Here is a 13,065-nt window from a genome sequence, read left to right as displayed (position 1 = left end):
GACCACGGCATGCGCGTACTGGTAACCGGAAGCCGGGGCTACCTGGGTTCGGTCCTGTCCAATGTCCTGCGCGCCCGCGGCCACTCGGTCACCGGCTGGGACGCGGGGTACTTCGACCCGGTCGGACGCGGCGCGGCCGTGCGGGACATCCGGGACATCAGGCCCGACGACCTGCTGGGCTTCGACGCGGTCGTCCACCTGGCGGCGCTGTGCAACGACGCCTGCGGCGCGCTCGACGCAGGTGCGACGCACGAGATCAACGGGCGGGCGGCGGGAAACCTGGCCCGTGTCGCCAGGTGCACGGGCGTGGAGCGGCTGGTGCTGGCCTCATCGTGCAGCATCTACGGAGCGGCGGCGGCCGACGGCTTGGACGAGAACGCCGCCGTCAATCCGCTCACCGCCTATGCACGCAGCAAGGTCGACGCCGAGGCGGCGATCCGCAGCCTGTCCGGCGGGACCTTCTGTCCGACGGCGCTGCGCTTCGCCACGCTCTACGGCCTCAGTTCCTCTTTCCGCAGCGACCTGCTGGTCAACCGCATGGTGAGCTGCGCCTGGCGGTGGGACACCGTCTCCGTCCACGGGGAGGGCCGGGCCGCTCGCCCGCTGCTGCACGTGCGGGACGCGGCGACCGCCATCGCCGAGTGTCTCGCGGCGGACGGGGCGACCGTGCAGGGCAAGGCGTTCAACGTGGGCCGGGAGGATGAGAACTACGAGGTCCGTGAAGTGGCGGAACTTGTGCGGCAGCGGCGCCCGACGGCGCGGGTGCGCGCCGTCGGAACGAACGACGACCGCCGCAGCTACCGCGTACGTTTCGACGCCTTCCGGCAGGCCTTCCCCGGGTGGCGGCCGTCGATGACGGTTCCGGTCGGCATCACGGAGCTGGAGGACGCCCTGGACGCCGTCCAGGTGGACGGCCAGCACGAGTGGCGGGACGGGTGGGGGCGCAGCGACCGGAGCCGGTGGCTGCAACGGCTGTGCGGTGAGGGGACCATGTCGCAGTCCTTCCGCTGGACGCCGACCGAGGCCGCTCGCGGCGTACGCGTCTGAAACCTGACGGGCAATCGGAGGTAACCATGGCATCGCAGCAGCACAACGGCTCCCTCTTCACCGGCCAGGAGGGCATCCTGCCGCCGGAGGGCGTGTATCGGGACGCCCGGGGCGAGATCATCAACCTGCCGCCTTTCCCGACGGTCGGGGTGCTGGTGATCAATTCCCGCCGGACGGCCGTGCGCGGCAATCACTGGCACGCGAACGAGAGCCATCTCATGTACGTGGCGTCCGGACGGATGTTGTACATCGAGGAGGACGAGAACGGCGAGCTGTTCACTCTGGAGATGGGTGCCCAGGACGCCGTGGTCAGTCCGAGAGGCCGGGCTCACTGCACCGTCTTCCTCGAGGACTCGGTGATCGTGGTCCTCTCCGACGCCGACCGCACCGGCCGCCGATACGAGGACGAGGTGGTCCGGGTGCCACCGCTGAACGAGCGGCTGGACCTGTCCCGATACGGGCTCGGCCGATGAGCCGAAGCCGGGGAAGGACCGTGTGAGATGCCGTATCCGCCCGGATGTTCACAGAGACCATGAGCAGGACCCCCGCTCGTCCTGCTGTGCCTGGCCAGGGACGCCGGGTCGCACACGGCCTTCACCCAGGCCGGCGTCTTTCTGGTCAACGTCCTGGCCGCCGAACACGCCCATCTGGCGCGGCACTTCGTCACGCGGGGCGGCGAGAGAGTGGCCACCAGCGAGTTCGAGCCGCGCGAGAAGGGGCTGCCGGGGCTGCACGAGGCGGCGGCCCGAGTCGCCTGCAGCACATACGACATCCTCGCCGGCGGGGACCACAGCATCATCGTCGGGCTCGTGGAGGACACCCACATCGGTGACCGTCCCCCTCTTGCCTATTGCGACCGCACGTTCACCAGGCCGGTTCCCGTGCCGGCGGCCACCACGACCGGTGTCATGCCCTGAGAGGAACACCATGCCCACCATCCATGACCGTCCACGGACCTGGCTCAATCCGTCCGACTGCGATCTGGCCGACTTCCGCGCCCATGTGGAGCGCACCACGAATCCGGCGGAGGTCCCTTCCGCCACGGACGTCGTCCACGGCATCCCGCTGTACGACGGTGAACTGCCGCGCCGACGGGGGGGTACGCCGACGGGGCGACGCGAGATCCAGGCCGAGCTGGTCCGCGTGCTGCTGGACGGGCCGGGCATCGTCGCCTGCAAGCGCGCCTATCCCGATCCGTCAGTCGTGGACCGGGTCACCGAGGCGTTTGAGGAGCTGATCGCGGACCAGCGTGCGGCGGGCTCGGCCAGGGGTGACCACTACGCCAGGCCAGGCACCAACGACCGGGTGTGGAACGCGGTCGAGAAGCTGGCGCTGCACGACCCGGAGGCGTTACCAGCTCACCTCGCAGGTCAACGTCGTCAACCCGGGCGCGCCTGCCCAACGCGTGCACCGCGACTACCACTTCGGCTTCTTCTCCGACGAGGGCGCCGCCGCGTTCCCGGCCCACGTCCACCGGGCCGCGCCGTCACTCACCCTGCAAGGCGCCGTCGCGCACTGCGACATGCCGGTCGAAACGGGCACCCGCACCATCACCCTCACCGTCCGCGGCGGCCTGGACACCGATTCCAACGGCGCGACCGCCGGCTCGGTGGCCGGTGTGCTGACCGGGGCGGACGCGATTCCGGAGCAGTGGAAGGACCCGCTGGAGGACACGGTCCGCAGCGCGGTGTTCGGCTTCGACGGGGTACGGATCAGTGAACTGGCGGAGCGGACCGTGCGGTTGGCCGACGGCGAGTGAGGATCACCGGCTGGGCGGCTGGTTACCCTTCCTGCGTGACCACTCCAGACTTCGCCACGTACATCGCGGGCCTGCCCCGTGTCCTCGCCGGGGCCGCCGCTCTCTTCCGTGACGCCGAGGGCCGGGTGCTGCTCGTCGAGCCGAACTACCGTGAGGGCTGGGCACTTCCGGGCGGCACGGTCGAGTCCGACGACGGGGAGACCCCACGGCAGGGCGCGCGCCGCGAGACCGCCGAGGAGATCGGCCTCGACGTCGAACTCGGCCGCCTGCTCGCGGTGGACTGGGTGCACGGCACGGACCGCCCGCCGATCGTGGCCTACCTCTACGACGGCGGCGTCCTCGGCGAGGACGACCTCAAGGCCATCCGCCTGCAAGAAGAGGAACTCCTGTCCTGGCGCCTCGTGCCCCGCGAGGAACTCCCCGCCCACCTGCCGGGCGCCCTGGGCCACCGCGTCCTGACCGCTCTGGACGTCCTGGCGGACGGCTCGGGCCCGGCGGAACTGGAGAACGGCCACCGTGTGAGCTGACGGAACCGGCCGATCCCGGCGCTCAGCCCTCGGCGACCCGCGCTCGATGCAGTCACGCACCACAAGCTCGACGGCGGCCCGCGGATCACCGATCCCCGCGAGCACCATCCCTTCGACGACGAGCCCGGCATCGAGCGAGACGGGCACCTCGGCCATACGCGGGCCCCCGAATACCCGGTCGCCGTCACCGGCACCCCCGTCCTACGCTCGGTGACATGACCAAGCCCCTCGTCGCCATCCTCAGTGGCGCCGGTATCTCCACCGACTCGGGAATCCCTGACTATCGCGGCCCCAACGGGCTGTGGCGGCGGGATCCGGAGGCCGAGAAGCTCGTGACGTACGAGTACTACATGGGCGACCCGGAGATCCGGCGCCGCTCGTGGCAGATGCGGCGCAAGAACCGGACGCTGAAGGCCGAGCCCAACGCGGCGCACCGGGCGGTGGCCGAGCTGGAGAAGTCCGGCGTGCCGGTCAGGGTCATCACGCAGAACGTCGACGGGCTCCACCAGCTCGCCGGAATGCCCGCCCGCAAGGTGCTCGAACTCCATGGCAGCGCACGCGGTTTCGTGTGCACGGGGTGCCATGCCAGGGGCCCGATGGAGGACGCGATCGCCCGTGTCGAGGCCGGCGAAGATGACCCGCCGTGCCTGGAGTGCGGCTCCATCCTCAAGTCGGCCACCGTCATGTTCGGCGAGCGGCTCGACCCGGTCGTCCTCGGCGAGGCCCTCGCCATCACCAAGGCCTGCCAGGTCTTCATCGCCGTCGGCACCAGCCTCCAGGTCCAGCCCGCGGCCGGACTCGCCGGCGTCGCCGCCGATCACGGCGCACGGCTCGTCATCGTCAACGCCGAGCCGACGCCGTACGACGAACGCGCCGACGACGTCATCCGCGAGCCGATCGGCACCGCGCTGCCTGAGCTGCTGCGCACCATCGGCGGCTAGAACAGCGCCGCCCCGCCCTCGAACTCCAGCAGTCGCCGCTTGCGTTCCAATCCGCCTCCGTAGCCGGTGAGGCTGCCGCCCGCGCCTACGACGCGGTGGCAGGGGACGATGATGCCGATGGGGTTCTTGCCGTTGGCGAGGCCGACGGCGCGGGAGGCGCCGGGGTTGCCGAGGGCGTCGGCGAGGTCGCCGTAGGAGCGGGTCTCGCCGTAGGGGATCTTGCGGAGCTGGTCCCAGACGGTGCGTTGGAACGGCGTGCCGTCCAGGCGGAGTTCAAGCGTGAACTCCTTCAGCTCGCCTGCGAAATACGCCTCCAGTTGGTCCTCGGCCTCGGAGAACAGGGTGTCTTCTCGTGGGCCGAAGGACTCCTCCGGTGGACGGTGGCGCTGTTCCGTCATGTAGAGGCCGCACAGGGCGCCGTCGTCGGCGACGAGGGTCAGGGGGCCGTACGGGCTGTCGATCACGGTGTGCTGTTTCACTGCGAAGTCCCCAAACAGGAAAGTCCCTTAGACAGGAAGGAAGTTGATCGGGTGGCTGTCGGTCGCCCACAGGTACTGGACCGCGTACGCCCGCCACGGCGCCCATGCCACCGCCCGCGTCGTGAGGGCCGCGGGGGTGGAAGGCAAGCCCAACTCCTGGGCCGCGCGGCGGATTCCGAGGTCCGTGGGCAGAAACGCGTCGGGGTCGCCGAGGGCGCGCATGGCGATGACGTCGACCGTCCAGGGGCCGAAGCCCGGCAGGGACAGCAGGCGGGAACGAGTTTCCGTCCAGTCGTTGTCCACGCCCAAGTGCAAATTGCCGTCGGCGAGTTCACGGACCAGCGTCGTGAAGGTCGCACGGCGGGTGCGCGGCATCGCCAGCGACTGAGGGTCCAGCGCGGCCAGTGCCTGAGGCGACGGGAACAGGTGCGTCAGGCCGCCCTCCGGGTCGTCCACCGGCTCGCCGTGGGCGGTGACGATGCGGGCCGCGTGCGTGCGGGCCGCCGCCGTGGAGACCTGTTGGCCGAGGACCGCGCGGATCGCGAACTCGGCCTCGTCCACGGTGCGCGGGACACGGCGGCCGGGCGCCTTGTCGACGAGGGGCGTCAGGACCGGGTCCGCGCGGAGCTGCTCGTCCACCGCGACCGGGTCCGCGTCCAGGTCCAGCATGCGGCGGCAGCGGCTGATCGCGACGGGCAGGTCACGCAGGTCGCTGAGGGTGAGACGGCAGGCGATGTGGTCCGGCTCGGGCGTCAGGGAGACGATGCCATGGCCGTACGGCAGTCTGAGCGTCCGGCGGTACGCGCCGTCCCGCCACTCCTCCACCCCGGGTACGGCGGTGGCCGCGAGGTGGCCGAAGAGGTTGTCGGGGTTGAGGGGGGCTCGGAAGGGCAGGCGGAGGGTCAGCACGCCCGGCGTGCCCTGAGCGCCCCGGGACAGGGGCACGCGGGTGCGCAGCTCGCTCGGGGAGAGGGCGAAGACCTCGCGCACGGTGTCGTTGAAGGTACGGATCGAGGAGAAGCCTGCCGCGAAGGCGATCTCCGCCATCGGCAGCGAGGTCGTCTCGATCAACAGCCTCGCCGTCTGGGCGCGTTGGGCGCGGGCCAGGGCGAGCGGGCCGGCGCCCAGTTCGGCCAGGAGCTGGCGTTCGACCTGGCGGGTGCTGTAGCCGAGGCGGGCGGCGAGGCCTGGGACGCCCTCGCGGTCCACCACACCGTCGGCGATCAGCCGCATCGCGCGGGCCACGAGGTCGGCGCGCTGGTTCCACTCCGGGGAGCCGGGGCTGGTGTCGGGGCGGCAGCGCTTGCAGGCCCGGAAGCCGGCCTGCTGGCAGGCGGCGGCGCTGGGGTAGAAGGTCATGTTCTCCGGCTTGGGCGGCACGACGGGGCAGCTGGGCCGGCAGTAGATACGGGTGGTGACGACGGCCGTGAAGAACCAGCCGTCGAAACGCGCGTCCTTGGACTGGACGGCGCGCACGCACCGCTCCCAGTCGGTGTGCATCGCGTTCTGCATGCCTCCAAGCATGGGTCACCGCCCGACCCCGTGGCTGGCGAGAATCCGACATGGACCTCGCGTGCCCTGGGGCCGGGCGGATCACGGCACGGCTTGTGCTCGGGAACTGAGATCGCCGGGGTGGGCGTCGTACGAGACCTATGAGCCCTGAGAGTGCCGTGAGTCCCGTGAGTCCTGCGAGACAGGCCCTGAGCACCTGGTTCCGCCCGCGCGGCGCGTGGATCGCGAGTGTGCTCATCGCCTGCATGCTGACCCTTCACGCCGTCGTGCCGAACCGGGTCGGCCGGCTGGGCAGTCTGCTCGAGACCTTCCTGCCCTGGCTCGGTCTGGCCGTCCCGGTCCTGGCGGGCGTGGCGCTGCTGCGGCGGTCACCTGTCGCGCTCGCGGCGGTGTTGCCGCCGCTGGCGGCCTGGCTGGCTCTCTTCGGCGGGCTGCTGCTCCCGCGATCGGACGGGGCGTACGACCTCACGGCGGTGCAGCACAACGTCAGCGACGTCAACCCGGACCCCGCCGGAACCGCCCGCACCCTGCTGCGGGCGGACGCCGACCTGATCGCCCTCGAAGAGGTGACGCCGTCCCACGCAAGGGAGTTCACGGCGGCCCTCGACTACCCGCACCACGCCGTGGTGGGCACGGTCGGCCTGTGGTCCAGGTACCCGCTCACCGACGTCCGTGCCGTCGACATCAGACCGACGGGCGTCGGGACGGACTGGAACCGCGGACTACGGGCCACCGCGGCCACCCCGTCGGGCGAGGTCGCGGTGTACGTCGCCCACCTCCCCTCCGTCCGCCTCGGCGCCGGCTTCGACACCGCCCTCCGGGACGAGAGCGCGGCCCTGCTCGCCCGCGCACTGGACGCGGAACCACTGCCGGACCTGCTCCTGCTCGGCGACCTCAACAGCACGGTCGACGACCGCGGCCTGGACCCGGTGCGCGCCCACGTGAACGCACCGAGCCGAGGCCTCGCCTTCAGCTGGCCCGCGTCCTTCCCCCTGGCCAGGATCGACCAGATCCTGGCCAGAGACGCGACAGTCACCCGCATCTGGACACTGCCGGACACGGACAGCGACCACGTGCCGATCGCCGCCCGCATCCGGCTGTAGGGCAACTACCGCGCCCCAAAGGGGCGCGGGGAACTGCGCGACAAGCCCCCACCGACCCGCAGCCGAACAAGCCGCCCACCCAGCGGAGCTCTTACGCGCTCACGTCCCCGTCGGCCGACGCGACGCCGCCGTCGCCCCACCCACGTCGCTGATCGGCCGCAGCCGATACGTGTACGCGTAGTCCCGGTCGGCGAACAGCTTGTACTCGTCGTGCGTGTGCGCGCCCCAGCTGTTGTCGCCGCCCACACCCATCTGCCGGTGGTTCACGCGCAGGACGACCTCGTCACGCGGGGTGAGCTGGTAGTCGTGGCGCGCGCCGACCGACAGGTCCTCCGGGGTGAAGTGCGACGCGCTGACCTCCAGGAGGGGTTCGCCGCTGACGAGGAGCCCGTTGCCGCGCCGGTCGGTCAGCGCGAACCAGCGGACGTCGGTCTTGTTGCCGTTCTCCTGCGGCCGGATGTACGGGGTCCACTGCCCGTCGACGGTCCCGGAGTACAGGCCCACGTCGGTGCCGTTGTTGCGGTCCCAGTGGTTCTCCTCGGGACCGCGCCCGTAGTAGTGCACACGGTCCAGCCGCCCCGGCAGGAACAGCATGGTGCCGACCTCCGGGATGTACGGCAGGCTCGACGCGCCCGGATGGAGGGTGTTGTCCACCTTGATCTCACCGTTTCCGAACACGGTGTACGTGGTGGTGTACGTCGACTCGACCGACGTCGGCAGGGTGCCGCTGACCTTGATCTCGACGGCCCTGCCCTGGAGTTCCCGCACACTGACGCCCGTGACCTTGCGACCGGCACCCGCGTCCCGCCAGGTCTGGTTGCGGGTGTGCTGGCCGTTGCCCTTGTCGTTGTCGGTCGGCGCCCGCCAGAAGTTCGGCACGGGCCCGGAGCTGATGAGCCGGGTCCCCCGGGCCTCGTACGAGGTGATGAGGCCGTTGCCCTTGTCGACGGCGACCGAGAAGCCCTTGCCGGTCACCTTTACGGACGCGGTTCCGTCCTGGTGACGCAGCTCGGGCACGCCCGCCAGCGGCACCGGTTTCACGGCCGGACTGCCCGCGTCCAGGGGCAGTTGCTGCTTGGCCACCTCGAAGCCGGCCTTGGCCCACTTCGTGGCTTCCTTGGTGGTGAAGGACAGCTGCAGGAAGTACTCCGCGCCCGGCGCCGGGTTCGCCGGCAGCCGTACGGGCACGGTGATCTTCTTCTCCGACAGCGGCGGTACGTCGAGCTGCGCGCGGGTCAGCTTCCCCCGCTGGACCACCTTGCCGTCGCCGACGAGCGTCCAAGTGCCGTCGAATTCACGGAGGTTGGTGAAGAGGTTCTCGTTGATGAGCGTCACCGCTCCCGGGCCGCCGCTCGCGGTGACGTTGATCGCCTGGTAGGCGTGCTTCACCTCGGCGGCCTTGCCGGTGTGGCCGCGGTCGGCGGTGACGATGCCGTCCGCGACGAAGTTCCCGTCGTTGGGGTTGTCGCCCCAGTCGCCGCCGTACGCGAAGAAGGTCTTCTCCGGCGACCGCTTCTCGGCGAAGCCGACCGTGGCCGCGTCGAACCAGAACCGCACGCCCTCGTCACCGGGTCCACGGCTGCCGGAGGCGAGTTCGGCGGCGGTGAGGGCGCGGGCGTAGACGCGGGCGCGGCGGATGGTGCCGCTGAACTCGCGGGTCCAGTTGTCGACGTCGGTGGCGAGCGAGAGCGGCGCGGTGTTGCTGCCGGGCTTGCGGGTGGTGGTGCGGGTGGCCCGTACCTCGCCGTCCACGTAGAGGGTCAGCGTGCCCGCGTCGGCGTCGAAAACGCCGGCGACGTGATGCTCCTTGCCAGTCCAGTCCGCCGGGACCGGCCAACTGGCCGTGATCCACTGGCCGCCGCCGTGGATGAAGAACTCGATGTTCTTGTTGGTCTGCTTGAGCGCGTACTGCGTGTCGCCCTTGGCGAGGATCGGCTGGTGGTAACCGGTCACGTGCGGGGTGATCCACGCTTCCAGGGTGAGCGAGCCGGTGAGGTCGAGGGAGGCGTCGCGGGCGAAGACGGTTCCGCCGGAGACACCCTTGTCACGGTCGAAGGTGCCGCTGGGCGCGAGGATCTCGCCCTTCAGCTTCTTCGGCCCGGAGTCGGTGAACAGCTTGCGCGTCGGGGTGGGCCAGGACACGGACTGGTCCATGAAGTCCCAGATCCAGCCGCCCTGGAGGACGTCGTAGCGCCGGATGATGTCCCAGTACTTCTTGAAGTTGCCGTTCGAGTTCCCCATCGCGTGCGAGTACTCGATCATGACGTACGGCCGCGTGTCGGCGGTGTCCTTCGCGCGGGCCTCCACGCGCGCGGGACTTTCGTACATCTCGGAGCGGATGTCGCTGACGCCGGGGCGGTCGTCGCCCTCGTACTGGATGACGCGGGTCGTGTCGTACGAGCGGATCCAGTTGTACATGTTGACGAAGGTGCTGCCGGCGCCCGCCTCGTTGCCGAGCGACCAGATGACGACCGACGCGTGGTTCTTGTCCCGATGGACCATGTTCTGGGCACGGGCCACGCAGGCCTCGCTCCAGTCGGCGTGGTCGCCCGGGTATTCGTCGCGGACGCCGTGGGTTTCGACGTTGGCCTCGTCGACGATGTACAGGCCGTATTCGTCGGCGAGTTCGAGCCAGAGCGGGTTGTCCGGGTAGTGCGAGGTCCGGACGGTGTTCATGTTCATCCGCTTGATGACCTCGATGTCCAGCACCATGTCCGCGCGGGTGAGCGCGGTGCCGCGGGCCGGGTGCATCTCGTGCCGGTTGGTGCCGCGGAAGGAGACGGGCTTGCCGTTGATGCGCATCAGCCCGTCCTTGAGCGCGAACTCGCGGAAGCCGACGCGGTGGGAAAGGGTTTCGATCACCTTTCCGGCGGGGTCGCGCAGCCGCAGGACGGCGGTGTAGAGGTTCGGGTGCTCCGCCGACCACAACTGCGGCGCCGGTACGGCCTTTTGAGCCTGTACGGTCGCGTCCTCCCCCGCCGCTCCGACATCGGCGGTCTGCTGGAGGGGCCGGGACCAGACGGCGTGGCCCCGGTCGTCGTACAGCTGCGTCTCGACGGTGTACCGGCCGCCGCCCGCGGTGCCGTACGCCCGCACGCTCGCCGTCACCGACAGCTCGGCGGCCGTGTAGTCGTCGCTCAGCGGGGTGTCCAGCTTGAAGTCGCGCAGGTGCACGGCCGGGGTGGAGTACAGGTAGACCGAGCGGAAGATGCCGCTCAGCCGGATCATGTCCTGGTCCTCCAGCCAGTCACCGTCGGAGTAGCGGTACACCTCCACGGCGATCTGGTTGGTGCCGGGCTTGAGGTGCTCGGTGATGTCGTACTCGGCGGGGGTGTAGGAGTCCTCGTGGTAGCCGACCAGTTCGCCGTTGATCCACACGTAGTGGGCCGACTTGACGCCCTCGAAGTGCAGGAAGGTCCGCCGGCCCGCCCAGTCCTTCGGGACCGTGAAGGTGCGCCGGTACTGGCCGACCGGGTTGTAGCGGGTCGGGGCGGCCGGGGGCTGGGGCTCCTCCCCCAGGCCGTTGGGGCCCCACCAGGGGTAGGTGATGTTGACGTAGATCGGGAAGTCGTAGCCGTGCAGCTGCCAGACTGACGGGACGGGGAGGGTGTCCCAGTCCTTGTCGTCGACGTCCGTGCGGTAGAAGTCGGCGTTCCGGTCGTCGGGGCGGTCGGCGTAGGCGAACTTCCAGGTGCCGTCGAGGCTCTGCCGGTACGGCGAGCGGGTGCGGTCGGCGGCCAGGGCCTGTCTCACGTCCGCGTACGGCATGAGGGTGGTGTGCGGCGGCTCGGTGCCGACCTGGAAGAGGGCGATGTTGCCGTTCCACTCGGGAGTGGCGTCCGGCGCGGCACGCCGGGTTGACGCCTGGGCCGGCACGGACGACAGGGCGAGGGCGCCGAGGACGGCGGCGGACGACTCGAGGAGACGGCGGCGGCTGATGACCGGCCGTTGGGCGGGAGAGGAGTGCTGGTGCGCGTGCGGGTGCGGCATGACCGAGACCTTCCTCAGAACGACAGTGCGCTGCACCTACTGGGTGCTTGCGTCGGATCCTGTCCATATCACTAGGCTCCGAACGCCTCAGAAGCAACATTCCTGTCGGACTTTGTTGAGTCCTGATCGGGTGGCCCTGTTCAACCGTCCGCACGCCCCCGTGCACGGCTTGTCACCACACCGGACTGCGCACTACTGTCACCACGCCTTGGTGAACGGGAAATCGGTGCGATACCGGTGCGGCCCTCGCCACTGTGAATCGGGAAGTCCGGCTCCGGCCCTCACGGGCAGCCACTGGGTCCTCCGGGACCCGGGAAGGCGGAGCACGGGCGGTGGTACCCGTCAGCCAGGAGACCGGCCAAGGCGCGTCAACCATCCACGAGGTGCTGGAGAGGGTCTGCTGAGCCATGCACATTGCCGAGGGTTTTCTTCCTCCGGCGCACGCGGTCGCCTGGGGCGTCGCGTCCGCGCCGTTCGTCGTCCACGGAGCCCGGTCACTCACCCGTGAAGTCAGGGAGCACCCGGAGAGCACCCTGCTCCTCGGTGCCTCCGGGGCCTTCACATTCGTCCTGTCGGCCCTCAAACTGCCGTCGGTGACCGGGAGTTGCTCCCACCCCACCGGCACCGGACTGGGCGCCATCCTGTTCCGGCCGCCGGTGATGGCGGTACTGGGCACCATCACCCTGCTCTTCCAGGCGCTGCTGCTCGCCCACGGCGGCCTCACCACGCTCGGCGCCAACGTGTTCTCCATGGCGATCGTCGGACCCTGGGCCGGATACGGGATCTACCGGTTGCTCCGGCGGTACGACGTGGCGCTGATGGTCGCCGTCTTCTTCGGCGCGTTCGTCGCCGACCTGTCCACCTACTGCGTCACCAGCGTCCAGCTGGCGCTCGCGTTTCCCGACCCGAGCAGTGGATTCCTGGGCGCGCTGGGCAAGTTCGGGTCCATCTTCGCCGTGACGCAGATCCCGCTCGCGGTGAGCGAGGGGCTGCTCACGGTGCTGGTGATGCGGCTGCTCGTGCAGTCGAGCAAGGGTGAACTGACCCGGCTCGGCGTGCTGCTCACCAAGAAGGCGAGCACCGAGGCGGTGGCCCGATGAAGCGGAACACGAAGATCAATCTTCTGCTGCTGCTCGCCGTCGTCGCCCTCGCGGTGCTGCCGCTGGCGCTGGGCCTCGGCGACGACAAGGAGGAGCCGTTCACGGGCTCCGACGGTGAGGCGGAGACGGCGATCACCGAGATCGAGCCGGACTACGAGCCCTGGTTCTCGCCACTGTACGAGCCCCCCTCCGCCGAGATCGAGTCGGGGCTGTTCGCCCTCCAGGCGGCGATCGGCGCCGGCGCCCTCGCCTACTACTTCGGTGTGCGGCGCGGGCGGCGGCAGGGTGAGCAGCGGGCGCTGGCACGGCAGGGCACGGAGGCCGCGGCGGCCGAACGGACCGCACGCGACGTGGGCTCCGCGGCCGAGCCCGACGACCAGGCCGCACGCACCGTGGGCTCCGCGGCCGAGCCCTGCGACCAAGCCGTACGCGACGTGGACGCCACCTCCGACGACCATGCCGCACGCGATGTCGAGGCCGCGACCGGCGACAAGACCGCACCCGACGGGGAAGCCGCGCGCCGTGACCAAGCCACGCACGAACCCGACGTGGACGCCGTGCACCACGACAAGTCCGCGCACCAGCCCGACAGGGCCGCCGCGCGCCA

Annotated in this window: 10 protein-coding genes, 3 pseudogenes and 1 riboswitch; of the genes and pseudogenes, 10 read left to right on the top strand and 3 right to left on the bottom strand. The window is 70.4% G+C overall.

All coding sequences use genetic code 11. The features are described from left to right. Window positions 1-9: 9 nt before the first annotated feature. The 7 genes and pseudogenes from KCH48_RS09295 (at window position 10) to KCH48_RS09265 (ending at window position 4,274) form a co-directional block, all read left to right on the top strand. A complete protein-coding gene (locus tag KCH48_RS09295; protein ID WP_210571925.1) occupies window positions 10-1,047 on the top strand; it encodes an NAD(P)-dependent oxidoreductase in 1,038 nt (345 codons plus the stop codon). A 26-nt stretch (window positions 1,048-1,073) separates the two neighbouring features. After that, window positions 1,074-1,520 (top strand): cupin domain-containing protein, encoded by a 447-nt coding sequence (locus tag KCH48_RS09290; protein ID WP_210571924.1) that lies wholly within the window; start codon window positions 1,074-1,076, stop codon window positions 1,518-1,520. A gap of 81 nt (window positions 1,521-1,601) precedes the next feature. Then, on the top strand, window positions 1,602-1,964 hold the full coding sequence (locus tag KCH48_RS09285; RefSeq protein ID WP_210572258.1) for a flavin reductase family protein: 363 nt from the start codon (window positions 1,602-1,604) through the stop codon (window positions 1,962-1,964). Between the two features lie 10 nt (window positions 1,965-1,974). Then, window positions 1,975-2,587 (top strand): annotated as a pseudogene (locus tag KCH48_RS09280) (phytanoyl-CoA dioxygenase family protein); the annotation flags it as partial. After that, window positions 2,588-2,806 (top strand): annotated as a pseudogene (locus tag KCH48_RS09275) (ADP-ribosylglycohydrolase family protein); the annotation flags it as partial. Window positions 2,807-2,841: 35 nt separating this feature from the next. Then, a complete protein-coding gene (locus KCH48_RS09270; RefSeq protein WP_210571923.1) occupies window positions 2,842-3,333 on the top strand; it encodes an NUDIX hydrolase in 492 nt (163 codons plus the stop codon). A gap of 215 nt (window positions 3,334-3,548) precedes the next feature. Further along, window positions 3,549-4,274: a Sir2 family NAD-dependent protein deacetylase gene (locus KCH48_RS09265; RefSeq protein WP_210571921.1), complete on the top strand. Its 726-nt coding sequence runs from the start codon at window positions 3,549-3,551 to the stop codon at window positions 4,272-4,274. On the opposite strand, the gene KCH48_RS09260 is transcribed toward KCH48_RS09265, so the two are convergent. Beyond that, window positions 4,271-4,753, bottom strand: a complete 483-nt coding sequence (locus KCH48_RS09260) for a methylated-DNA--[protein]-cysteine S-methyltransferase (protein ID WP_210571919.1) — start codon at window positions 4,751-4,753, stop codon at window positions 4,271-4,273. The genes KCH48_RS09265 and KCH48_RS09260 overlap by 4 nt on opposite strands. 27 nt (window positions 4,754-4,780) lie before the next feature. Next, window positions 4,781-6,253, bottom strand: a complete 1,473-nt coding sequence (locus tag KCH48_RS09255; protein ID WP_210572248.1) for an AlkA N-terminal domain-containing protein — start codon at window positions 6,251-6,253, stop codon at window positions 4,781-4,783. 152 nt (window positions 6,254-6,405) lie between these two features. On the opposite strand from KCH48_RS09255, the gene KCH48_RS09250 reads away from it, so the two are divergent. Continuing rightward, window positions 6,406-7,368, top strand: a complete 963-nt coding sequence (locus KCH48_RS09250) for an endonuclease/exonuclease/phosphatase family protein (RefSeq protein WP_210571917.1) — start codon at window positions 6,406-6,408, stop codon at window positions 7,366-7,368. A gap of 99 nt (window positions 7,369-7,467) precedes the next feature. On the opposite strand, the gene KCH48_RS09245 is transcribed toward KCH48_RS09250, so the two are convergent. Next, window positions 7,468-11,358: a glycoside hydrolase family 2 TIM barrel-domain containing protein gene (locus KCH48_RS09245; RefSeq protein ID WP_210571916.1), complete on the bottom strand. Its 3,891-nt coding sequence runs from the start codon at window positions 11,356-11,358 to the stop codon at window positions 7,468-7,470. 192 nt (window positions 11,359-11,550) lie between these two features. Next, a riboswitch (cobalamin riboswitch) is annotated at window positions 11,551-11,736 on the top strand. Between the two features lie 29 nt (window positions 11,737-11,765). Here KCH48_RS09245 and KCH48_RS09240 point away from each other — a divergent pair. Then, window positions 11,766-12,458 carry an energy-coupling factor ABC transporter permease gene (locus KCH48_RS09240; RefSeq protein WP_210571914.1) on the top strand — a complete coding sequence of 231 codons (693 nt, stop codon included), beginning with the start codon at window positions 11,766-11,768 and terminating at the stop codon, window positions 12,456-12,458. Then, window positions 12,455-12,784 (top strand): annotated as a pseudogene (locus tag KCH48_RS42130) (energy-coupling factor ABC transporter substrate-binding protein); the annotation flags it as partial. The gene KCH48_RS09240 and the pseudogene KCH48_RS42130, both read left to right, overlap by 4 nt. Window positions 12,785-13,065: the final 281 nt, after the last annotated feature.

The sequence above is a fragment of the Streptomyces sp. GESEQ-4 genome (assembly GCF_017948455.1).
Classification (GTDB): Bacteria; Actinomycetota; Actinomycetes; order Streptomycetales; family Streptomycetaceae; genus Streptomyces.
Note: the sequence above shows the minus strand (reverse complement) of the source record. Positions and strands in the feature narration are given on the sequence as shown.